Below are 22,730 nucleotides of genomic sequence, written 5' to 3'. Positions count from 1 at the left end.
AAAGAAATTCAAAAAACACGGACTAAGATATTAATCCCCCGTTTTATCTCTTGCCCTCACTGCAATGGAAGATGCTCCAAAAAATTGTTTCAATCGGTCCAGACACTCTCTGCTTATGGCTAATGAATAACTTTCATCTAACTGGTAGGTTTTTCTCTGATCGGCTCGAAAAATGAGGACCGGTGTATTACCCGGGAAATACTTTGCCAGTTGATTTAAGTACTCCATCGTTTCTATTTCACTTTGACTTTCTACTCTTATGAATATCCTCTGCTCGGATTCTTGTTGGAGAAGTTCTTCCTCAAATGAAGAAAATTCATTGATCAGCATCTGTTTTCGATCATTTCTCTTTTCTATTTTCCCCTTTGCCTGGATTAACATTTGCTCTTTCACCCATGGCTTAGCTGACCGATAAACCTCCGGGAAGAGGACAGTATCCATTTCGCTTGTTTCATCACTAATGGTAACAAAAGCCATGGGATCGCCTCTCTTCGTGCGGATTTCCTTAATCGTCTCAACCACTGCCGCCACTTGAAGACTCTTATTATGGGTAACTTTATCGGCCTGGGCAAGAGAAATCCAGCCGTTCTTGCGCAAAATGGTTCTATGGGATTCTAACGGGTGTTCTGACAGATACGTTCCTAATACTTCCTTTTCCATTGCAAGCTTTTTCAAAATGGGAAATGGTTCTACTTGCACCTTAGATTCCCCGAATTCCAAGTCTGTACCGAAGAACCCGGGCTGGTCTTGAAATTCCTTAAAAAGCTCTCCTTGTTCCAGGGCTTGGTCAATTCCAGCTAATAGGCTTGCGCGGTTTTGCTGTAAATCATCAAAAGCACCTGCCAGTATTAACGCTTCTATCACTGACCGCGTCACTGATTTAGAGATTAATCGCAAACAAAAGTCATTAAGACTTCTAAACTTCCCTTGCTTCCTCTCTTCAGCAATTGCATTAGCAGCTTGAAAACCTACTCCTTTAACGGCGGTAAGCCCCATCCTTATGGAGCCCTTTTCGTCTTTACACAACAGGGAACTATGATTAATTGATGGCGCTTTCACCTTCACATGATTATCCCGAGCTTCTCTAATATATTGTGCAAGCTTATCCCGGTCTCCTAGATGGGCATTGATTAACTCCGCGAGAAAATAGGAGGGATAATGAGCTTTCAAATAGGCGAGCCGGTATGAAATTAAACTGTAAGCTACCGCATGACTCCGGTTAAAACCATAATTCGAAAACTTCACGATCCATTCAAATACTTCTTCACCTACTTGTGGCTCATAGCCATTTCTCTTACAGCCTGCTATAAATTGCTCTCTCTGCTCCTTAAGTACATTTGCTTTTTTCTTGCTGACAGCTCTTCGCAAGATATCTGCTTGTCCAAGGGTGTAGCCAGCTGCCTTCTGAGCCACTTGCATAATCTGCTCTTGGTACACTAATACTCCAAATGTGTTTTCTAAAATGGGCTGTAGATCTGGATGGGGAAAGAAAATAGCTTCTTTACCGTGTTTACGGTTTATATAAGTTGGTATATAATCCATCGGGCCAGGACGATACAGAGCATTTACCGCTACCACATCTTCAAATCGCGTGGGTTTCAGCCTCCGGAGCACGCTTTTCATACCTTGTGACTCGAGTTGGAACACACCGGTCGTTCTGCCTTCTTGTAGTAATAAGTAAGCAGGCTCATCATCTAAGGGGATCTCTTCCACTTTAAATGAAGCGTCTTTGAAATCCTTAATCCGTTTTTCAATTCTTTCAATAAAGGTTAAGTTTCTTAACCCGAGAAAGTCCATTTTGAGCAGGCCAATGCTCTCCAAGTCCCCCATTGCCAATTGTGTTAAATGAACGTTACTCTGCCCATTCATTAACGCAGTGTGGCTATAAAGAGAACGTTCAGAAATCACTACTCCTGCTGCATGAGTAGAAACATGTCTTGGCAGCCCTTCCAGCTTAGAGGCAATACGGAACAACACCTGTAATTTATTGGACTGACGAATATATTCCTTTAATTCTTCGGAGGATTGAACGATTTTCACTAAAGAGGTACTGTTTACAGCTGACACCTGCTTAAGAATGAATGCTGCATCATGATCATCAATCTCCATCACCTTAAAAAGTTCTCTTAATACACTCCTTGCCGCAAACGTTCCAAATGTACATATTTGTGCTACATGATCTCTCCCGTATTTATTTGCGACATATTCGATAACTTCATCTCTACGATGATCAGGAAAGTCAATATCGATATCAGGCATGGTGACGCGTTCAGGGTTTAAAAATCGTTCAAACAGCAAATCGTAAGCTAATGGATCGACTTGGGTGATATTCAGTAGATACGCAACGATCGAGCCTGCAGCCGAACCACGGCCTGGCCCGGCATGTATCCCATTCCTCCTGGCATAATCAATAAAGTCCCAGACAATTAAAAAATAATCACTAAATTGCATAGAAGTAATTACCTGAAGTTCATGATTCATTCTTTCCCAGGCTTGCGGCTGGTTACTTGAATATTTTTTGGGAAGGGACTGTTCACAGAGTCTGCGTAAATAATCCTCAGAAGAACCCGCTTCCCCTACGGGAAAGGACGGTATTAAATGATGATCTAACGATAAGCTGACCTCACATCTCCGGCTGATATCGCCGGTGTTCTGTAGGACTTCCGGCCACTCGGAAAAAGCTGCTTCCATTTCCTCACCATTTTTTAAATAATAGTCAGAGGGTGCTGCCGAGTGCTCCATTGACCAGCGATTTCCCTCATCAATAGCTCTTAAACACTGATATGCTTGCCCGCCATCCTCTTCTAAATAACGCACTCTTCCTAATGCTGCTCCCTGTATCCCTTCTTTTTCTCCCCAGTCTTTTAAATGATTTAAGAGCCTTCTTTCTGTTGGCCGGTCCTGAATACCAAGAAAAACATTCTCATTAGAAAATAGTTCATAGCATAGTTGTAATTGGTTTAATAATGTATTCTCCTCGCTCTCCGCAATAGCTCCTTCGAGGGAAGATTCAGGCGGCATTACAATAGCAATCAAACCTGTACTCCATGTATGTAAAGATTCGAGATCAATGACCGTTTCTTCCATTTGAATAGTGGTACTTATTTTCAATAAATTTTCGTATCCTGTATTGTTTCTGGCTAAAAGCAAGACAGACGACCTTGTACTTTCCAACTTGACCTCAGCTTTAAGTCCCAGAATCGGTTTTACACCCTGCTGTTTACAAGCTTTATAGAAAGATACTGCTCCGCTCATGACACCTTCATCTGTTAAAGCTAAAGAATTGTAACCCAACTCTTTGGCCCTTTGAACTAGCGGCTCAATCTTTATGGTGCTTTTCATTAGACTATAGCTGCTCTGTACATGTAAATGAGTAAAAGACATAATCGTCCACCTTCTTTCTTTCTCTGATTATAGCGAATCTCCAATGACCAAGGAAAGCATCCTGCATAATCCGTCTACTTATAGAATAATTTTTCAATAAGAGAACTTAACACTCTCAGCGAAAAGAGGGACAAGATGGAAGATCGATTAATTATATCCATGACTCAATGCTTCTTTATCGCTTTTGGAGTAATTGCAGGCGGAACGCTTATCGGCAGTATCGGAAGCTTCCTTACTGGAGAAGCTCCCATGACTTCTATGTTCCGCATCGCCAAAGGTTTAAGGATATGGGCAATTGTAGCAGCCATTGGCGGAACCTTTGATGCAATTAGTAATTTTGAAAAGGGAATATTTGAAGGCTCTACATTTGATTTATTTAAACAAGTGATGATTATCATTTCAGCTATGGGAGGTGTCCAGGCTGCACTCTTACTCGTGGAATGGCTGCTTGGAGAGGAAGTGACCTAATGTATATTCCCCCTCAACTTAGAAGTAAGGAGTGGCACCGCTTTTTTGCCGGAATCATACTTGGATTGATCGCCGGCTATTTACTCTTCATCTTTATCCATGGAAAGCTTCATGAAAGTTATACGCAGGAAAATATTGAATTAAATTCAGAACTAATTGAACTGGAAGCTAAATATGAAGGACTTCTTTCCAATGAAGGTGAACCGGAGGATAAGGACACTAACCTGTTGAAGGTAGAGGAGATCGCCGTACACTATACAAACGCTAAGAAACTACAAGTAGATTTACTTACTCAGCACCAACTCTCTTCACTAGTTAAACAGCAGTTAGATTCCATTCCTGGTAAGGAAATTAAAGACGCTGCCTCTCAAACCGACTTAATCATAGCCGCTATTGAAAACAAAAAATTCGTAGTTGAAGATTTCACCTATCATCTCATCGTCCGTCAGCTTATAGTGGGGCCAACACTGAAATTAAAATTAGACATTGGTTTAGAAAATTAACGAGAGAAGAAATTTCATTCAACTGAAAACCCGAACCAGCGGTCCGGGTTTTCATATTTAACGTTAAAATGAAATCAGTGGTCCGACCTGATTTATCACTGCATCGCCCTTCTCTTTCGCTTACCGTTCCCGGTTCGAGGATTTTCCATTACAGGTCTTGCTGAAAATCTTTACATACCTTCTTTAATTCTTCAGCAATTTCTTCTGTTTCTTCCCAGGAATACGCCGTGGCTCCTGCTGCCATAGGATGACCGCCTCCATTATGCGCAGCAGCAATTTCATTAATAACTGGACCTTTTGATCTTAATCGTACACGAATGATATCTTCTTCCTCCACAAAAAATACCCAGGATAATATTCCTTCAATATCTCCAAGTAAACCAACAAGTTGGCTCGTTTCGGAAGCAGTTAGTTCAAACTTTTCCAGGGTTTCCTTTGACAAACGTATTGTACTGTACCCCTCCTCATGGACCGTAAAGTGCTGAAGTATATAGCCTTTCAATTTAGCAACTTTTATAGATGTTTTATAAAGTTGATTATAGAGCAATGGCCGATCAAAAGAGTACGTGACTAATTCAGCTGCATATTGAAGAGTCTGCTTGGTCGTACTCGGAAAAAGAAATCGACCCGTATCTCCAACTATGCCTGCATAGAGTAGCCGTGCTGCTTTATTATTCATCTTGAACCCTTCCTGACAAACTTCCAAATATAAACTGTATATCATTTCACAGGTCGAACTCGCATTGGTATTGACCCATTGAATATCTCCATATTCATCTACAACAGGATGGTGATCAATTTTAATTAGCTTCTTGCCATTCTTAAACCTCTGGTCATCTACCCTTGCCTGGTTGGCTGTATCACAAACGATAACTAAGGCATTTTCATAGTCTTGATCTTCCACAGTGTCCATCTCTGTTAAAAATAATAGTTCAGGATCTTCTTCACCTGTAACCTTTACTGTTTTTTCAGGAAAGCTCGCTTTTATGATCTCTGCCAGCCCCGCTTGAGACCCAAAAGCATCTGGGTCCGGACGGACGTGACGATGAATGATGATGGTGTCAAACTGTTTAATTTCTTTTCCAATTTCCTGTTTACACATAACAAATTCCTTTCTCAGCAGCTTTTAATGTTTTCTCCTCTATTGTTTTCCTCTCACAGGTAGCAAAACTGCATAACATAAGCTACAATATGAATTATAAAAACAAGTTCAGGAGTCGATCATAGTGATCATTTTTTCAGCATGTATACTTATTTCCCTTGTGCTTTATATCTATTATAAGGTCATGGTAGTCAGAGCTAAAGACCCGTTAACTCAAGAATACTTGAACAGCCGCTCAAAAATATTCTTAGGCAGTCTTGTAACTTTCTTCGGAATTAATCAGTATCTTGCCTACCAAACCCGTCTCTCTTTATTTATAGGAATTGTTTTCGTTATCCTTGGTATTATCCAATTCCGCTATGGCTGGAAAGCCTCCAAACATTACCAAAGAGAATATTCCAAACAACAATCCTACTAATGAATCAGCCGCTGAACATTCAGCGGCTTTTTTTATCGGTCAATTAATTGAGCCATAAGGAGAGCTTTTCCAACAATCGCGCGATTATGATGAACTTCTACATCAACTTTTGCAAGTTTACGACCGACCTCTAATATTGTCGGTCTAATTTCAATATCACTTTCAAGCTGTACAGGCTTTATAAAGTAAATAGATAAATTTTCAACGACTAGGTCACCTTTCTTATACTTCCTTAACAGCCTGCTCGATGCTTCAGTAACTAATGAGGTAAACACCCCATAGGACATCGTTCCGAGTTGATTGGTCATCTGAGGAGAGACCCGGGTAGTTAAGACGTAACGATGCTCATCATCTTCCACTAGTTCCAGCTGTTTCGTTGCTAAATCATCAATTGTTTCCCCTACCTGCGGCTGCCGTTGCAGATGCTGAAGAGCTTTCAATACATCCTGCCGGGAAATAATACCTTGCAGTTTGTGTGCCGAATCTACAACAGGCATTAATTCAATCCCTTCCCACACCATCATATGGGCAGCATTTGCTAAAGAAGTCTGTGTATGTACCGTCATAGGATTCTTGGTCATTACTTTGTCGATCGTAAATGATTTATCTTTCCCAATGACATCTTTAGAAGTGACCACACCTACTACCCTGTTATGAGGGTCCACCACAGGGTATCTGCTATGAGATGTTTCCTCGTTTAAAGTGTACCATCTCTCTACTGCATCTTTCGTTTGTAAATATTTTGATTCATTAAAATTGGTATAAATATCATCGACTAAGACAATTTCCTTCTTAATTAATTGATCATAGATCGCACGGTTGATCATCGTCGCGACAGTAAAAGTATCATAACTTGTAGAGATTACCGGAAGTTTTTTTTCATCGGCAAGTTTCTTAACCGAATCAGACGTATCAAATCCTCCCGTAACCAACACAGCAGCGCCTTCCTTAACTGCCAGCTCATGAGCATTGGTACGGTTCCCGACAATTAATAAAGAACCCGCTTCAGTATATCGCATCATCGCATCAAGCTTCATTGCGCCGATCACAAACTTATTTAATGTTTTATAAAGACCTTCTCTGCCACCGAGTACTTGTCCTTCCACGATATTAATAATTTCAGCAAACGTAAGGCGTTCTATGTTTTCTTTTTTCTTCTTTTCTATGCGGATGGTTCCGACGCGCTCCATTGTACTTACAAGATCCTGATTCTCTGCTTCTTTAATGGCACGATAAGCGGTTCCTTCACTTACATTCAGCGCCTTGGCAATACGCCTTACCGAAATTTTACTTCCTATGGATAATGCTTCAATATGTTCTAATATTTGTTCATGTTTAGTCGCCATACATCCACCAATCTTTCTAACTGTACTAATAATTTCATCTGTTATTGTTATTATACAAGTGATACAGTTGTTCTGCAATTTCTCTATGCATTACAGAAACCTGCTTTAATAAGAACCCTGGTGTAGTGGATAAATGGCATAGAATATACAGAAAACCCGAACCAATACAAAAACACTGGTTCGGGTTTTCTAGTGATTACAATAATTTGACCATCACTGTCGCCTATTGAATATTAAAGCTCAATAGATTCTCCAGGCTCAAGAGCTAATCCTTTACCAGGCTTAACTTTATCAGCGAAACCTTTTCCATCCTGATTTATCAGCTCGAAGGTGTTGTAGTGAATCGGAACAACTTGTTTAGCCTTTACCCATTCAGCTGCAACTAGCGCATCATCTGGACCCATTGTGAAATTATCACCGATCGGTAGAAAAGCAAGGTCGATATCATTCATTTCTCCAATCATTTTCAAATCAGAGAATAATCCAGTATCCCCAGCATGATAGATTGTTTTCCCTTCAATAGTTAATAAAATACCAGTAGGCATTCCCGTGTATACGATCGTACCGTCTTCTTCAGTATAAGAGGAACCGTGAAAGGCCTGAGTAAATTTAACGTGGCCAAAATCAAAGTCACCGCCTCCGCCTATATACATCGGATGTGCGTTTAGTCCTTTATTTCCAAGATATGTGGCCAGTTCGAAAGGGGCGATAATTTGTGCATTACTTCTTTTCGCAATCTCAAATGTGTCCCCCACGTGATCATTATGTCCATGAGTTAACAGAATGACATCCGGATTTTGTTCATCTGCGTTCAGATCAGTGTTTCCATTTTCAGAAATAAAAGGGTCAATAAGAATCGTTTTTCCATTTGCTTCTACTTTCACTACGGAATGTCCATGATAAGATACTTTCACTCTACCACTCCTAAATTAGAAAATTATTATGACTCCTCACTTAATAGTTCTGCCAAGCTTCTTCATAAAGCTGAATAAGATGAGGGTCAATCAATGTGTTAGGTTTGAGGGGAAATTTCTTCCCTTCCTTGGATATGATTTCCCGGTCTTCATCTTTTCCAAACACCGTCATAACCTTTAATAATTCATCAGTTAAGTAAGTGGTCGGCTGATTTATATGGATTTGATCAAGGCTGATCGGTTTGCGGCTGGCCATAACGAATCCCCAATTTCCGAAGCTCGGAATGTCGACATGAAAGTTTTTCGTGTTCAACCCAGTCGATTCTACCGTTTTATTAATCGTCCAGTACACCTTCGTAGCAAATACAGGGCTGGTTGATTGGATCATTGCCGCCCCTTTAGGACTTAAATGATTTCTTACTAAGGAATAAAATTCTTTCGTATACAGCTTATTTAGACTTTCATTATTAGGATCTGGCAAATCCACAAGAATTACATCATAGAATCCTTGGGCCTTTTCGAGAAACTGAAAAGCATCTTTATGTATAATGTTTACTTTATCATTGTGTAGAGAGTCCTTGTTTAACTGAAGTAAATGGAAATTATTCTCCGCTAATTGTGTTACGGCCGGGTCCAAATCCACGAGAGTGATATCTTTGATTTCTTTATACTTTAACAGCTCTCGAACAGCGAGACCATCCCCTCCCCCCAGCACCAAAATATGTTCGGGATGTTCAGCATAAGCCATAGGAGGATGAACCAATGACTCGTGGTATCTCTTCTCATCGGTGGAACTAAACTGCAGAGATCCATTTAAATATAGTCTTGTATCCCCTTCTTCCTTCGTTAACACTATATGCTGGTAAGAGCTGTCTTCCATATAAATGATAGGATCTTTATACAGTTTTTGTTCAAAAGAAAATGCCGTTTCTTCTCCAAAAAACAAACCAGCCACCAGTAAAATTCCAATGAGGATAGCTGCCGTTGTATGAATGGCCATCCGCTTAATTTCTGCCCGGAATAAATATAAAATTCCCACAGCAACCATAAGGTTAATACAAGCTACAAAGAAAGCACTCTTCACCATTCCCATTTGAGGCCGTAAGTAGAAGGCAAAGAGAAGACCACCGATTAAACCCCCAGCATAATCTGAAAATAAAACCCGGGCTGTGCTTCGGTTCAGTTCCTCCCCTATCTCATTAGCTTTACGTATAAGAATCGGAAGCTCCAAACCTGTCAGACCGCCAATGGTAAAAGTAATGAGGTATAAAAATAGTGCATCCGTTCCATCTGGCGCAAATGCCGTCATCCCAAACATCATAAAACTTGAAAATCCGCCAATAATGGCGACAAGAAATTCAATCCAAATAAATGTAATAATTAACTTTTTTAAGACGCGTTCACTTAAACTCGCCCCTACACCCATGCCCGTTAGAAATAGGCTTATCGTTAACGTGTATTGCTTTACACCATCCCCGAGTATGTAAGACCCAAGTGCACCAAACAGCACTTCAAATATAATGCCGCAGATCGACACTATGCCTGAAGCCCAGTATAGGAGGTGAGTTTTCTTCTGCCTTCCTTTATCCATGTTGTTCACTCCGATTGCTTCATGTTAAAAATTCACCGTTCGAAAAAGCCACCAGGATAGTCATTCCTAAGTGGCTTTTAAGCACTTATATTGTACTAAATAAATCAGGTAATAGAAGCTCCGATGACAAACGCCAGACCTATAGAAACTCCTATTGAAACTATACCGACTGCTGTATTGTTTTCCAAAAGCTTAGTTTGTACAGAAAATTTCCTTGTAAGGATTTCAAACAAAAAGTACGCAATCATCTGCAGGACAATCCCGTAAGCTCCCCAAATGATCGTATCCCAAATCGTCAGACTATTATAAATAGCGAAAGAGAGAATAATGCAGATTCCAATAATTTTTCCAGTCACAGACATAGCTACGGCCTGATTTCCTCTGCTAATCTCATCCCAATCTTTATATTTAGTAGTAACCCATTCAAAAATTAATAAGCCGATAAGTACGACGAAAATAGCAATCACAAAATATCCGAGTGTAGTTAGATATGGTTCCATTCAACATCCTCCTTTATTATTTCCCTGCTCCTGGTCCTCCACCGCGTTGTGATGACCCGCGAAACGACCCCGTTGTTCCAGAGTTAAACCTGCCCGATTGCACATAACCTCCATAACAATTCCCTTGAGCCTTACAGGCGGACTTCCGTTTATTATACCAATTGTCAGATCCCAGAGCTCTATTCAAAATATAATAAGTCATTAAACCGTTGAAAAAACCAGGTGAATAATTATTTCGAACAAATTGATCGCTTGCTAATTCTATAAAAACAACATCTTGCTGTTCCTGACTTTTTTGAAGAATGACAAAATGATCTGGATAGACTAACACTTGTTTATCGTCCTGTTTCTGACTGGTTTCTTCCGGTTCAATCTTATCAGCCAGAGCATCCGCTGCCTCTTTAAGAGTTAACTTTTGCGTAACATAAATTTTTGAAATTCCTTTGTCTGTCTTTACCGTATCCAATAATGGAAACCCATTTTCAATAAGTGTACTAATTGAAGAGGCGTTGGAACTGCTGATAGTGTCCAAAATTTCCGACTTGTCCGGCTCGGAAGGCAAATCTTTATATGTATTTTCCTGATAATTATCTGAGCCTGACATACCTCTCCGTGACCCATTATCATTAGTGAAAATATTGAACAGCAAGAAAACAGCAAGGATACCGACAATAATTAGACCTAAGTAACTTCTCACAATACTCCTCCCCTCAAAAAAATTTCCGTGCCTGACTAAAATAGTCAGGCACGAAGTTCTATTCCTTTTATTCTTTATTCATTTTCTTTTTAAGTGCAGCTAACTCATCATCTACACTGTCTTCTTTATCGAGCTCTTCAAACTCATCATCTAGTGAGCGATTAGATTGGGATAGATCTTCACTCGTTTCTGCTTCAGCTTCATACTGCATCACTTTTTCTTCCATACGGTCAAATCCTTGACGAGACTCATCGCCGCCAATATTGGACATGGTCCGGTTCATCTTAGTTCTCGTTTTAGCAGATTCCGCACGTGCTTTCAAAGAATCTTTCTTCAGTTTCATTTCCTGGTATTCTTTCTTCATTTCTTCAAGCTTTTTCCGAAGATTATTGGAATCTTCAACAGCGCGGTCCCAGGAAGCTTTAAGCTGTTCCGCCTGCTCTTGATGACTTTTCTTATCCTCAAGAGCCCGGCGCGCTAAATCTTCATCCCCGGCATCGATCGCTTTTTCTGCCTGTTTCATTCGTTTATCAACCAATGCCTGAGAATCATCATATTTGCGTTTCAGCATTTTTTCATTAGCAATTTGCTTGGCAACAGCACTTTCCGCTTCACGAATATCATTTTCCATATCTCTCATAAACTGCTCAAGCATTTTCACTGGATCTTCTGCTTTATCAAGCATGGAATTCAACTCTGCCCCTACGACAGTTTTAACACGATTAAAAAATTTAAACATTTAACTTCCTCCTTTATTATTTCGATCCTGCGATAATCTTAATCTCATACGGTTCTATATCGCTGCCATAACTCACTTCCACTTCACTTCCCCAGGCTTCCAGGCTCAAATAGGAATCCTCATTGGCGGATACGTAGTCTGCATAGTGAGTGCTTCTTCCATTTATATTCTGACTTCTTCCTTCCCCTGTGACTTCTGCTTCCCCTTCTTCATCTTTATAGTAAGTCGTTCCCTCATAATTAAGCTCTTTCGGAAACGGGGAGGATACAGGCAATTGAACGGTAACATACATTCCAAGTTCAAGTTCGTCATCCATCTCGGCGGACAGCCACTTCGTTTGATTTCCTTCTAGAAGCTGATAAGCATACCACTTATAGGAACCATCGCGATAAGTGATTTTACCTACCACTTCATAATCTGCAAGATCGTAGGTTACGATATCTCCCACTTGAATATTCAGCGCTGTGCGCTCTTTAATTTCACTTTGTTCTTTTTTATTTGAAAAGAACTTAGAAAAGAATCCCAAGTGCTCACCTCTCCTCTATTTATGACCTCGGCACTTACAAGTACGGATGAGGTTATTCAATGGTTTCATATTTGTATTTATTTTAACAAAAAAACTCTGCAAAAACTTAGTGTAGAGGTTAAAGTCAGGAAATTATTATCAAAACTAGTTCTCCATATTCTATAAAAGCTCCCAGTTCTTGAAGACTCAGTTTCGAGACATTAGTGTTAGTTTAGGGGCTGCGGGAAAAGGTTCGCTTTCCGTGGGGCGGGCGCTGAGCCTCCTCGAGCACAGCTCTGTGGGGTCTCAGCTGTCCCGCAATTCCCAAAGGAGTCTCACCGTTTTCCTCCGCCCCTTGCCATAATAGAATCTCGAAACCCCTTTAAGAAAAAGCGAAAATTCTAGTGCCATGAGAATATCTCATCTAATATGGAGGAAGTGGTGATACTATTCTTCGGGAAAAGACTTGTATCTACATTAAATGGATTGTCGGGAAACTGTGCGTCATTCCCTTCCCTTCTACCTTGATTGGATGAAACGGAAACAAATAATGATGCCCTTTCAAAGATTGGAAAGACGGTCTGTTACAAAGAATAGTTAGTTAACAAGTAACTCGGAAGACACATTGGATAAGGTCCGTTCATCAACCTATGGGTAGGGTGGCGGGCATTAATTACCTCGAAATCGATTCTTCAGAAATCCTGCACTTTTCTGGAAGACTTGATTTCGAAATATTAAGTTGTTTCCAGAAGCTGACTCTACTAACCAACACACTCCATCTTCAAGACGGAATCTAAATAAAAAAAACAGCAGAACGGGTATTGTTCTGCTGAATCTTCGTGGTGGATTAAATGTTTAGAATATCATGAGCACTTGCATAATTAAGATTGTGAGCTTCAGCCACAGCCTGATAAGTGACGTATCCTTCAGCTGTATTGATTCCCTTGAATAATGCCTCATTATCTTTACATGCCTGCTTGTATCCTTTATTGGCAAGCTGCAAAGCATAAGGAACGGTCACGTTCGTTAGTCCCATTGTTGACGTTCTCGGGACTGCCCCTGGCATATTAGCTACCGCGTAATGAACCACTCCATGCTTCACATATGTAGGGTCATCATGAGTAGTAATCCGGTCCGTAGTAGCAAAAATTCCTCCCTGATCAATTGCCACATCAACAATTACTGACCCTTCCGGCATGGCCTTGACCATATCCTCGGTCACAAGTTTAGGTGCCTTTGCTCCAGGTATAAGCACTGCCCCTACAACTAAATCAGACTCTTCCAAGGCTTCTTGAATGTTAAGCGGGTTTGACATTAATGTATTAATATCTGAACCGAAAATATCGTCCAGCTGACGAAGCCGCTCAGGATTTAAATCTATGATGGTTACGTCCGCGCCTAGACCCATGGCAATTTTAGCAGCGTTTGTACCTACCACTCCGCCGCCAATAACCGTAACGCGCCCGCGCCTTACTCCAGGGATTCCCCCAAGCAGTACACCTTTTCCACCATGAGATTTCTCCAAGAACTGGGCGCCAATTTGAGAGGCCATCCTGCCAGCAACTTCACTCATAGGTGTAAGCAACGGCAGGGACCCGTTAGGAAGCTGTACCGTTTCATAAGCAATAGCCACCACTTTATTATCAATTAATGCTTTAGTAAGTTCTGGTTCAGGTGCTAAATGTAAATAAGTAAATAGGATAAGTCCTTCATAAAAGTAGCCGTATTCTTCTGGAAGAGGCTCTTTTACTTTCATAACCATTTCCTGACTCCAGGCTTCTTTAGCAGTCGAAACTATAGCAGCCCCAGCTTCTTGATATTGTTCATCTATAAAGCTGGATCCTTCTCCTGCATTAGTTTCCACAAAGACTTCGTGACCTGCATTCACTAAAGAAATAACACCAGCAGGCGTCATAGCTACACGATTTTCATTGTTTTTTACTTCTCTTGGTATTCCGATTCTCACGGGCTTCCAACCTCCCATTTCATTCATTCAGGACACTAGTCCTCCTTCTTCGATTTCAACTATAACACCAATTAGATGCAGTGAATAGTTGAATCTGATGAAAGCCTTTTCATTGTAACAAAAGGGCGTTGCTTTCCATACCCTTTTTCCTTCTGTTAGAATTTTCAGTTTTTCTATCGATGTTTATGAATAACATCCAGACCGCCGGTTATCTCATAGATTGCCCCCGTTGACATATCGGCATTCTCATCACATAAGAATTCTATCGTTCTTGCAATATCCCCGCCGGTCCCCGGTCTCCCTATGGGTGTATCCGGATCATGGACCATCTTCCCTTGCTCAATAGTTGCTTCTTTCATTTCGCCGGTAATATTCCCAGGACAAATCATATTCGAAGTAATTCCAAATTCCGCTTCTTCAAAAGCGATCGACTTTGTAAGAGATACTAACCCTACCTTCGCCGCAGCAAATGCTGACCTGTAAATCCACCCAGAAGCAGATCCAGCCCCTTGGAATCCATAGTTTATGATCCGCCCGAACTTTTGTTTTCTCATGTGAGGAACGATTCCTTTCAACAGAAAGAAGACGGAATCTAAATTCCCTCTAATCATAGCGTCCCACTCTTCCTGGGAATAATCCATTAATTTTTTCCTCTCAAAAATATACGGTCCTGCATTATTAATTAAATAGTCTACGCGACCAAACTTTTCTATCGTTTCATTTATCAATTTTTCTATATCTTGTCGTACCGTTACATCTACCTTAACGATATGGATAACAGAAGCAAACTGAGGATATTCTTCAAGCAATTCCATTGCCTTGTCTTTGTCAGAACGGTATGTGACCGTAACTGACCGTCCATTCTTAAGAAAGTTTTCCGTCACTTTTTTTCCTAAGCCTTTAGTTCCTGCAGTAATAATCGCATGTCGCATTGGATGGTCCTCCTTATATTCAATTGCTTGCAGTAATGCTCGCTTCAATATTTACAAGCTTGGCAGGTTTTTGTACAATTAGTTCGTTAAAAGGAGCGTGTTCAGCATCGAGAAAGCACAGATTACTCAAAATGAATTGATTGAAACTTACGGGTTAGAACCCGTCCCCCCTCATAAACAAGTTACACCGTGGTACCGTTTTGCTTTTATTCAAATAGCTGTAGCTGCAAATGCAGGGAATTTCTTGATTCCTGCGCTCGCCATACTGGAAGGGAATTTATCTTTCTGGGAAGGTGTACTTTCCACATGCTTTGGAGCCCTGCTGGGATTTTTATTTGTGTCTCTTCTGTCTCTACCCGGTTCAAGGCTGGGAATACCAGCTCAGTATGCTATTCGTACCATGCTCGGAGTGAAGGGTGCTCGTTTTTTATCTTCCCCTATTCGAAGTTTAACTTCTCTATATTGGTTTAGTGTTCAAACCATTGGAGGCACCTATGTCATTCAACAGCTGCTCGTGCGGTTAACAGGAAATGAACCTCCCTTTTTACTCTTTTCCATTCCGCTTTCCTTATTAATGGCAGCCCTAGCTATTATAGGGTTTGAGGCAGTAAAAAAAGCAACGACTTATTTCCTGCCTCTGTTAATACTTGGTGAACTAGCCATCCTCTATATATACTTTACTACTCCTGAAACTCAAGCATCTGGGTTAGAGCATGCCCAAGTAAGCGGTTCGATTTCAAGTATGTTTTTATTTGCTAGTCTTGCCTTTGTCCAGTACGTGTCAGGAGTAAGCGCTGCAGCTGATATGACACGTTATGCTAAGACTCCCCTGCACGGCCTTTGGGGACTGCTTGCTGGGAATGGCATTGGCTTTTTTATTACGGCATTTATCGGTTGTGCTTCTGCCTCCTTATTCCATAATATCAATCCTTACGTGTCCTCAAGCAATCAAACCGACTCGCCGCTACTTATTGGCATTATTACCTTAACTGCAATCATCTCCATGGTATCTATTAATATAAGTAATGCTTATACGGGAGGTTACAGTTTGTTAAATACCTTTAGCGGGCTAACTCGAATCCAGAGTGCAGTATTATTTGGTCTATTTGGGGTCATCTTGAGCGGCTTCCCTGATCTAGTAAATGAAGCAGAATCCTATATATCCCTCTTAGGAGGACTTGTGATTCCTATATCAGCAGTGATCTCCAGTGACTTTCTAATCGTTAAACGTATGTACTTAGATCAACAGGCTTTATCACATTTATCAAAATCCTCTGGCATGAATAAATATGCCTTGGGAAGCATTGGATTAGGGTGTCTGGTTTATTTCAGTTTACCTCATGAATGGTCCCCCGGATTTCTAACCTTTATTCTGTTATTTATTCTCTATCCTATTGTTATGTACAAACGAAACTGGAACTAACCAGGTCAACCCCTTCCTACTCGGAGGGGGTTCTATTGGATTCCGTCCATCTTCCAAGAGTGCACGGTTCATTTGCTGCTCTGCTTAAAAAACGGCTCTCAACTGATCAATACACATCACTTCGCCCATAATATTCACAAAATTCTCCACTTTATCCCGCAGGTGCTGGTCTATCTTTCCTTTGCACATGGTATAATAAAAGTAACTTAGGGAAGGGAGAGTCCATAATGAAATTTGAATATAAAGATATTGTGGTGGCTGTAGATGGATCAGAAACTGCTGAGGTAGCCTTTAAGAAAGCTATTGATATCGCTAATCGTAATGATGCGAAACTGATATTATCTCATGTTGTAGATACGCGTGCTTTCGCTACCGTAGAGGCTTATGACCGGTCTCTCGCCATTAGGGCAGAAAAGTACGCAACTGAACTACTGAATAACTATCAGCAAAAAGCAGAAGAAGCTGGAGTTACCAATGTCGTAGTGGATATCGATTATGGCTCTCCGAAAGTGAAAATAGCAAAAGATGTGGCGCCCAAATATCAAGCAGATCTAATTATTTGCGGTGCCACAGGTCTCAACGCGATGGAACGTTTTTTTATCGGGAGTGTCTCTGAGCATATCACAAGATACGCCAAGTGTGATGTACTAGTTGTACGAGAACATGATGCCTGATTGAATTTTGAACTCCTCATCTAAACAAGATGAGGAGTTCTTTAATGGCCTTTCTTCAGCTCTGCTGCCACGTGTGTTATTTCCGGGATGATTAATCTCCTCATAGCTAATTTCACTGCTCCAGAAGAACCGGGGGTCGAAAAAATTGCCGTCTTGCGGGCAACACCTGCCACTGCTCTTGATAACAGTGCTGCAGAGCCTATATCTTCAGTATAACTCAGCATTCGAAACAGTTCTCCAAATCCAGAGATCTCCTTATCAATAAGTGATTCCACCGCTTCTATCGTTACATCTCTTGGAGCGATCCCAGTCCCCCCATTCGTAACAATCACTTCCACCTCTTCGTTCTCAATTCCTTTATGTAAAGCATTTTCTATAAATTCTCTTTCATCTTTCACGATAAGATAACTGCTGACTTGATGGCCATGTTCTTCCAAAAAGTCTTTGATTAATTTACCGCTCTTATCTGTATTCCTATCTCTCGTATCACTCACTGTTATAATCATACACTTTACACTTTCAGGTGCATTTCTTCTATGATCATTAAGAGCCATCTGAATTCTCCTCTCCGCTTTTTAAATAGCGGTACTGATAAAATCTCATAGCAAAATCAGTTACATGCTTAGTTAACTGATAATTTGAATATGAGCCAATTGCTACGCTGATCAAAGGTATTCCTTGAAAGAGCTTTTTCCTAAACATAAGAATGAATAATGACTTAAAGGTTTGTTTGAAAGGCTGCTCCAGCCACGTTTCATTAGTTAATTTATCATTTCCTTCGAATACATAAGGGTCATTATTGTTTCTTACTTCATTCACCAATTCTTCCCAAGCAAAAGACTGCATACGTTTAGGCAGCGTGGCTGCATGAAACACTTTCAAAGAAAGCATCATTTCATATGGGTGATTCATTTCATGGCCAAACGTCAATCCAATTAACTGTACTGCCCGCAAGTTCAATACCATCATTAGTGGAAAATCCACACCTAACAGAAGCCATCCGCCAGTACCTGTTAACCCGCCCTGGGTAAAAGAATACAGCCTACCTCTTGCTACTTGCTGTTCTGCAATATACGTTAATTGATCAATCGTCAAGTTCTGCAAGTCGTTAATCTGGTCTATATCTTTCTCAAATATCCGCCCGATTTTTAGAATCCGCTCTCTAGCATCATTTTGAAAAGAAGTCCCCTGTAAGAAGGCATGCGTATGAAACAGCCAAGCATCTAATTTTGAAAAAAACTTTTGCTTAATACTATCATCAAGACGATAAAACCTTTGGTTCACCCAGTCATCATAAATCATTTCAAAATCGTTGGCCTGATAGCCTTTCGTGTGATCAATCCATTTCCTCAAATCATTTGCGATTGTTTTCCGGGACAAGACCACCCACTCCTTCAAAGGTTGCTTTACTTAATTGTAGCCTTAAATTTAAAAGAATAAAACTAAAAAACAACCGTGCATCATCTGCCGGTTGTTTTAAATTCGTTCTATAATCGCTCACCATTCATCCTGTAGTGAAAAAGTAAAGAAGTTTCTTCTATGAAAACATCTAAATGGTGGAGTTTTATTATCTGATAGGTCCTACCATTAAAGCCCTTTAAGAACGGTATCTCTAGCAATCATAACTTCTTCATTTGTAGGAATGATCATTACTTTAACCGGAGAATGAGGATAGTTTACAAACGTTTCTTTTCCGCGGACTTTATTTAAAGCTGGGTCCCAATATACGCCCATAAACTCAAGTCCCTTTAACACACGTTCCCTCATGGTTGTACTATTCTCTCCAACCCCAGCGGTGAAAATAATTCCATCGATCCCATGCATACGAGAAGCGTAAGAGCCGATATACTTATGAATCCGTCCAGCGAAGACTTCTAGCGCAAGTTCAGCACGTTCGTCACCCTGATTCGCTTTCTCTTCAATATCTCTTAAGTCGCTGGAAAAACCAGAGAGTGCCAGCATACCGCTTTCTTTATTCAAAACGTTCATCACTTCATTTGCCGTCTTCCCCGTTTTCTCCATAATGAACGGGATTAAAGCTGGATCAATATTTCCTGAACGAGTACCCATCGTTACCCCTGCCAGTGGGGTGAACCCCATAGAGGTATCGATCGACTTTCCGCCTTCAATAGCTGCTATACTTGCTCCATTACCTAAGTGACATGATAATAGTCGTAATTGTTCTACTGGGCGTCCAAGCATTTCTGCTGCCCGTTCAGATACGTATTTATGGGAAGTACCATGGAAACCGTACTTACGAATTCCGTATTTCTCATAATATTCATAAGGCAGACTATACAAATAAGATTGTTCCGGCATCGTCTGATGAAAAGCCGTATCAAAAACAGCCACTTGTGGAACATTTGGCAAAACCTCACGAAAAGCATGAATCCCAGTTAGGTTAGCAGGGTTATGAAGAGGTGCCAAATCGGAAACGTCTTCTATTTCATTAATTACTTCATCATTAATTAAAACAGATTCACTGAATCGTTCACCGCCATGGACAACTCGATGTCCTACCCCATTAATTTCATCCAAGGAAGCGATAATTCCAGAATCGGTTAATTTATCTAAAAGAATAGTAACTGCTACAGCGTGGTCAGGAATATCTGTAACCATTGTATCCTTTTCACCATTTACTTCTATCGTAAAGACAGACTCATCCATTCCAATTCTCTCAACCAAGCCTTTAGTAATCACATTTTCTTCCGGCATTTCGATTAATTGAAATTTTAACGAAGAACTGCCTGCATTAATTGCAAGAATATTACTCACCATTGTTCATCCCCTCAAAATAGGTTCATATCATTATACCAGTTACCATTTAATCACCCGTTTTGATCATTTTCAAGGTTAAACAGTTTTGGTATCGTTTACTTTTAATATTCTTTATTTTCTCATTATTGTGCCGCTTTATATTCCTCAAACCACTGATTCATTTGAGCGATGATATCTGACATTGCATTCGGATCTTTGAAAGAAGGAAGTTTTACTAGCAGTGCCTGTTTAGGAGGCTTAGCGTTTTTACCTTTTTTCTGCAGAATTAATATACTTTTTCCGTGCTTCTCATTTTTAAATAGAGAATCAGATAACTGAAGCATTCCTACAATATGGGCGTGTTCCCGCAAAAAGGCTTGTAAAGCTTTGGACTGTTCTCCATCAAATAAAAAGTTTGGCACCATAAACATTAAATAACCGCCATCCTGAACGTACTTCAAACCTTGCTCAATAAATAAGTGATGAGCGTAAGAATGACCTTCTTCTGCCTTTAACTTATAATTTGCCGCTTGAATATCATCAGGATAGTATCCCACAGGCAAATCACCTAATACAAAATCGACAGGTTCAAGTAAGAAAGGACGAAGACTATCCTGATGGAAGAATTCAATTTGATTCTTTTGTAAGTTTGCATTGGCTAATGCCAATTGAAGCAGCGTCTGATCCACTTCGCTACCATAAGCGGAGAGCTTCATATCAAGCTGATTCATAACAGAAGTCAACAAATTGCCTGTCCCACAAGCCGGATCAAACAATCTAAGCTCTTCTTTTCCCTCAAAAAGCTTTGAAGTCAAATATCCCATAAACATGGCGACAGAGTCCGGTGTAATTAAGTGCTGCTGCTGAGTGGCCCCTTTCATCCCCTTTAAAATGGCGAGTTGAATTGATTTACGAACTTCTTCTTTTTCAAATTCATCCGTTTTAATTCGAGTCAATTCGTTGTTAAGGGTGGACTGCAAATCCTTCTCCATATCTGCAAAAGGCTTTCCATTAAATAATACGTCTAATCCTTCTGCAACTCCTTCAAGATAAGTAATGTTCATACTCTCTGAGATCGAAGTTGATACTTGATCAATCCATTCATATAATTTCTCTACTTGTGCCTGCTTCATTTCGCTCCTCCTAGTCAAACCTATATTCAAAGAAAATGACGCATTATTAAAAATGCGTCACTCCCCATTCAATGATTTGTTTGTTCTATCTCTACCATATCGAATTCATATAAAATATTCAAGATTTGTGATGTTAAGCAGCTGATCTTGCTGCTTCTAGAGCTCCATCATAGTCAGGGTGATCTGTAGCTTCCTGAACATATTCAGTATAAACAACTTCATCATTGGAGTCGACTACAAATACTGCTCTGCATAGTAATCGCATTTCCTCCATCAGGACTCCGTACGCCTCCCCAAAAGAAGCATAGCGATGATCAGATAAAGTAATCACATCATCGATTCCCGAGTTACCGCACCATCGTTTTTGAGCGAATGGAAGGTCCATGCTTATGGTTAAAACTTCAACATTTTCAAGTTCATTTGCATCTTCATTAAAACGCCTGGTCTGGTCATTACAAACCCCAGTATCAAGTGAAGGAACCACACTAATTAATTTTATGCATCCATTATATTTAGAAAGTGTCACTTCATTTAACTTATTATCCAAAACTTTAAAATCCGGGGCCTTATCCCCTTTTTTTATCTTCTTTTCTGGCAATGTAACAGACTGTTCTTTAAAGGTGAAGCTGGTCATAATTTGCCTCCTAAAGTAAAATTGGTGACAAATTCATTATGAAGGCTATACTAGTTAATGTCTAACTGATGCCTTCTAAAACATAGGGTTACAACTATCCATAGCGAAAATGAAATGGTAAACTATCTACTAGGAATTACATAAGGAGGAGCTTCTATGACCAGTGACAGAAGGAATTTATACTTTTACTATCACCCTCATGAAGAATTAAACGAAAAACTAAAACCGATTTTTCAATTAGCGGAGGAAAATAATTTTAAAATTGTGGATGACTCAAAAAATGCCAATATCATTATAGCCGTTGGTGGTGACGGTACATTTCTACAAGCCGTACGTAAAACCGGCTTTCGACAAGATTGTCTATATGTGGGGATTAAAAAAGAAAATGAAGCAGGACTATACTGTGACTTCGACATTGAGCACTATAATGAAATGGTTGACTCTATGATCAATGCGGAAGTCGAAGTCCGCAGATTTCCCGTGATCGAGACAACAATTAATAATGAGTCCACGTTTCTATGCTTGAATGAATGCAGTGTCCGATCCACACTCATTAAGACGATTGATATTGATGTATTTATTGATGATATCCACTTTGAAACCTTTAGAGGTGATGGACTTATCGTAGCTACTCCAACTGGGAGTACAGGTTATAACAAATCGGTAAATGGGGCTGTCGTGGACCCTAAAATTCCATGTTTTCAAGTGAGCGAGCTTGCTTCTTTAAACAATAATCGTTTCCGCACTTTAGGATCCTCATTCATCCTTGGTTCAGAACGAACATTAAAACTTCATGTCCAGCAGAACGGAAACGATTTTCCTATTGTAGGAATGGATAATGAAGCCTATTCCATTCGTAATATTCGTGAACTGACTGTACAAATGAGCCAGAACGTCATTAAGACTGTAAGATTAAAAAATAATTCTTACTGGGAACGAGTCAAGCGTACTTTCTTATAGAATGCAGTGCAGCCGGTTTGACCAGGAGATTAAGGCAATATGAGTGTGACTATTTGGAATGAATAATTAGAAGCAGAATCATGA

At 40.2% G+C, this 22,730-nt stretch carries 22 protein-coding genes; 6 read left to right on the top strand and 16 right to left on the bottom strand.

The features are described from left to right. Positions 1–30 precede the first annotated feature (30 nt). Positions 31–3,384: a DNA polymerase III subunit alpha gene (gene dnaE, locus Q7A53_RS00375; protein ID WP_411787126.1), complete on the bottom strand. Its 3,354-nt coding sequence runs from the start codon at positions 3,382–3,384 to the stop codon at positions 31–33. A gap of 135 nt (positions 3,385–3,519) precedes the next feature. On the opposite strand from dnaE, the gene Q7A53_RS00370 reads away from it, so the two are divergent. Together Q7A53_RS00370 and ytrI are read left to right on the top strand one after the other, a co-directional pair. Next, positions 3,520–3,852 carry a YtrH family sporulation protein gene (locus tag Q7A53_RS00370; RefSeq protein ID WP_411787125.1) on the top strand — a complete coding sequence of 111 codons (333 nt, stop codon included), beginning with the start codon at positions 3,520–3,522 and terminating at the stop codon, positions 3,850–3,852. Next, entirely contained in the window at positions 3,852–4,355 is a 504-nt protein-coding gene (gene ytrI, locus Q7A53_RS00365; RefSeq protein WP_411787124.1) for a sporulation membrane protein YtrI, read from the top strand. The genes Q7A53_RS00370 and ytrI overlap by 1 nt, the downstream gene beginning before the upstream one ends. Positions 4,356–4,503: 148 nt before the next feature. Here ytrI and Q7A53_RS00360 read toward each other — a convergent pair whose 3' ends face one another. Beyond that, positions 4,504–5,457 (bottom strand): DHH family phosphoesterase, encoded by a 954-nt coding sequence (locus tag Q7A53_RS00360; protein WP_411787123.1) that lies wholly within the window; start codon positions 5,455–5,457, stop codon positions 4,504–4,506. 124 nt (positions 5,458–5,581) lie between these two features. Between Q7A53_RS00360 and Q7A53_RS00355 the strand changes: the two genes are divergently transcribed. Beyond that, a complete protein-coding gene (locus Q7A53_RS00355; protein WP_411787122.1) occupies positions 5,582–5,875 on the top strand; it encodes a YtpI family protein in 294 nt (97 codons plus the stop codon). Positions 5,876–5,907: 32 nt separating this feature from the next. On the opposite strand, the gene Q7A53_RS00350 is transcribed toward Q7A53_RS00355, so the two are convergent. The 9 genes from Q7A53_RS00350 to Q7A53_RS00310 all read right to left on the bottom strand — a co-directional run bounded on the left by Q7A53_RS00350 (position 5,908) and on the right by Q7A53_RS00310 (position 15,065). Next, a complete protein-coding gene (locus Q7A53_RS00350; protein ID WP_411787121.1) occupies positions 5,908–7,221 on the bottom strand; it encodes a DRTGG domain-containing protein in 1,314 nt (437 codons plus the stop codon). Between the two features lie 233 nt (positions 7,222–7,454). Beyond that, positions 7,455–8,135, bottom strand: coding sequence for a metal-dependent hydrolase (locus Q7A53_RS00345; protein WP_411787120.1), 681 nt, complete (start codon positions 8,133–8,135; stop codon positions 7,455–7,457). A gap of 40 nt (positions 8,136–8,175) precedes the next feature. After that, entirely contained in the window at positions 8,176–9,726 is a 1,551-nt protein-coding gene (locus Q7A53_RS00340; RefSeq protein WP_411787119.1) for a polyamine aminopropyltransferase, read from the bottom strand. Positions 9,727–9,830: 104 nt separating this feature from the next. Next, positions 9,831–10,226, bottom strand: a complete 396-nt coding sequence (locus Q7A53_RS00335; RefSeq protein WP_411787118.1) for a DUF350 domain-containing protein — start codon at positions 10,224–10,226, stop codon at positions 9,831–9,833. 16 nt (positions 10,227–10,242) lie between these two features. Further along, positions 10,243–10,923: a DUF4247 domain-containing protein gene (locus Q7A53_RS00330; RefSeq protein ID WP_411787117.1), complete on the bottom strand. Its 681-nt coding sequence runs from the start codon at positions 10,921–10,923 to the stop codon at positions 10,243–10,245. Positions 10,924–10,990: 67 nt separating this feature from the next. Next, on the bottom strand, positions 10,991–11,662 hold the full coding sequence (locus Q7A53_RS00325) for a PspA/IM30 family protein (RefSeq protein ID WP_411787116.1): 672 nt from the start codon (positions 11,660–11,662) through the stop codon (positions 10,991–10,993). A gap of 16 nt (positions 11,663–11,678) precedes the next feature. Next, the gene (locus Q7A53_RS00320; protein ID WP_411787115.1) at positions 11,679–12,188 is read right to left on the bottom strand and encodes a DUF4178 domain-containing protein; all 510 of its coding nucleotides are present in this window, start codon (positions 12,186–12,188) and stop codon (positions 11,679–11,681) included. Between the two features lie 826 nt (positions 12,189–13,014). After that, positions 13,015–14,133: an alanine dehydrogenase gene (gene ald / locus Q7A53_RS00315; RefSeq protein WP_411787114.1), complete on the bottom strand. Its 1,119-nt coding sequence runs from the start codon at positions 14,131–14,133 to the stop codon at positions 13,015–13,017. A 173-nt stretch (positions 14,134–14,306) separates the two neighbouring features. Next, the gene (locus Q7A53_RS00310; RefSeq protein WP_411787113.1) at positions 14,307–15,065 is read right to left on the bottom strand and encodes an SDR family oxidoreductase; all 759 of its coding nucleotides are present in this window, start codon (positions 15,063–15,065) and stop codon (positions 14,307–14,309) included. Positions 15,066–15,162: 97 nt separating this feature from the next. On the opposite strand from Q7A53_RS00310, the gene Q7A53_RS00305 reads away from it, so the two are divergent. Together Q7A53_RS00305 and Q7A53_RS00300 are read left to right on the top strand one after the other, a co-directional pair. Continuing rightward, entirely contained in the window at positions 15,163–16,488 is a 1,326-nt protein-coding gene (locus Q7A53_RS00305; protein ID WP_411787112.1) for a purine-cytosine permease family protein, read from the top strand. A 227-nt stretch (positions 16,489–16,715) separates the two neighbouring features. Then, positions 16,716–17,162, top strand: coding sequence for a universal stress protein (locus Q7A53_RS00300; RefSeq protein ID WP_411787111.1), 447 nt, complete (start codon positions 16,716–16,718; stop codon positions 17,160–17,162). A 41-nt stretch (positions 17,163–17,203) separates the two neighbouring features. Here the strand turns inward: Q7A53_RS00300 and Q7A53_RS00295 are convergent, their stop codons facing one another. The 5 genes from Q7A53_RS00295 to tpx form a co-directional block, all read right to left on the bottom strand. Then, positions 17,204–17,716: a MogA/MoaB family molybdenum cofactor biosynthesis protein gene (locus Q7A53_RS00295; RefSeq protein ID WP_411787110.1), complete on the bottom strand. Its 513-nt coding sequence runs from the start codon at positions 17,714–17,716 to the stop codon at positions 17,204–17,206. After that, positions 17,706–18,542 (bottom strand): EcsC family protein, encoded by an 837-nt coding sequence (locus Q7A53_RS00290; RefSeq protein WP_411787109.1) that lies wholly within the window; start codon positions 18,540–18,542, stop codon positions 17,706–17,708. The genes Q7A53_RS00295 and Q7A53_RS00290 overlap by 11 nt, the downstream gene beginning before the upstream one ends. A gap of 207 nt (positions 18,543–18,749) precedes the next feature. Then, positions 18,750–19,937: an acetate kinase gene (locus Q7A53_RS00285; protein WP_411787837.1), complete on the bottom strand. Its 1,188-nt coding sequence runs from the start codon at positions 19,935–19,937 to the stop codon at positions 18,750–18,752. A gap of 125 nt (positions 19,938–20,062) precedes the next feature. After that, the gene (locus Q7A53_RS00280) at positions 20,063–21,052 is read right to left on the bottom strand and encodes a class I SAM-dependent methyltransferase (RefSeq protein WP_411787108.1); all 990 of its coding nucleotides are present in this window, start codon (positions 21,050–21,052) and stop codon (positions 20,063–20,065) included. Positions 21,053–21,185: 133 nt separating this feature from the next. After that, positions 21,186–21,686: a thiol peroxidase gene (gene tpx, locus Q7A53_RS00275; protein ID WP_411787107.1), complete on the bottom strand. Its 501-nt coding sequence runs from the start codon at positions 21,684–21,686 to the stop codon at positions 21,186–21,188. A gap of 156 nt (positions 21,687–21,842) precedes the next feature. On the opposite strand from tpx, the gene Q7A53_RS00270 reads away from it, so the two are divergent. Then, the gene (locus Q7A53_RS00270; RefSeq protein WP_411787106.1) at positions 21,843–22,646 is read left to right on the top strand and encodes an NAD kinase; all 804 of its coding nucleotides are present in this window, start codon (positions 21,843–21,845) and stop codon (positions 22,644–22,646) included. Positions 22,647–22,730 lie beyond the last annotated feature (84 nt).

The organism is Halobacillus rhizosphaerae (assembly GCF_046719735.1).
Taxonomy (GTDB): Bacteria; Bacillota; Bacilli; order Bacillales; family Halobacillaceae; genus Halobacillus_B; species Halobacillus_B rhizosphaerae.
This window is presented reverse-complemented; position numbering and strand designations above follow the sequence as displayed.

Coding starts and splice junctions, on each gene's coding strand:
- Q7A53_RS00340 (WP_411787119.1), bottom strand. CDS start 9,726: ATGGATAAAGGAAGGCAGAAGAAAACTCACCTCCTATACTGGGCTTCA.
- Q7A53_RS00310 (WP_411787113.1), bottom strand. CDS start 15,065: ATGCGACATGCGATTATTACTGCAGGAACTAAAGGCTTAGGAAAAAAA.
- Q7A53_RS00270 (WP_411787106.1), top strand. CDS start 21,843: ATGACCAGTGACAGAAGGAATTTATACTTTTACTATCACCCTCATGAA.
- Q7A53_RS00370 (WP_411787125.1), top strand. CDS start 3,520: ATGGAAGATCGATTAATTATATCCATGACTCAATGCTTCTTTATCGCT.
- Q7A53_RS00295 (WP_411787110.1), bottom strand. CDS start 17,716: ATGGCTCTTAATGATCATAGAAGAAATGCACCTGAAAGTGTAAAGTGT.
- Q7A53_RS00280 (WP_411787108.1), bottom strand. CDS start 21,052: ATGAAGCAGGCACAAGTAGAGAAATTATATGAATGGATTGATCAAGTA.
- dnaE (WP_411787126.1), bottom strand. CDS start 3,384: ATGTCTTTTACTCATTTACATGTACAGAGCAGCTATAGTCTAATGAAA.
- Q7A53_RS00300 (WP_411787111.1), top strand. CDS start 16,716: ATGAAATTTGAATATAAAGATATTGTGGTGGCTGTAGATGGATCAGAA.
- Q7A53_RS00335 (WP_411787118.1), bottom strand. CDS start 10,226: ATGGAACCATATCTAACTACACTCGGATATTTTGTGATTGCTATTTTC.
- tpx (WP_411787107.1), bottom strand. CDS start 21,686: ATGACCAGCTTCACCTTTAAAGAACAGTCTGTTACATTGCCAGAAAAG.
- ytrI (WP_411787124.1), top strand. CDS start 3,852: ATGTATATTCCCCCTCAACTTAGAAGTAAGGAGTGGCACCGCTTTTTT.
- Q7A53_RS00325 (WP_411787116.1), bottom strand. CDS start 11,662: ATGTTTAAATTTTTTAATCGTGTTAAAACTGTCGTAGGGGCAGAGTTG.
- Q7A53_RS00350 (WP_411787121.1), bottom strand. CDS start 7,221: ATGGCGACTAAACATGAACAAATATTAGAACATATTGAAGCATTATCC.
- Q7A53_RS00360 (WP_411787123.1), bottom strand. CDS start 5,457: ATGTGTAAACAGGAAATTGGAAAAGAAATTAAACAGTTTGACACCATC.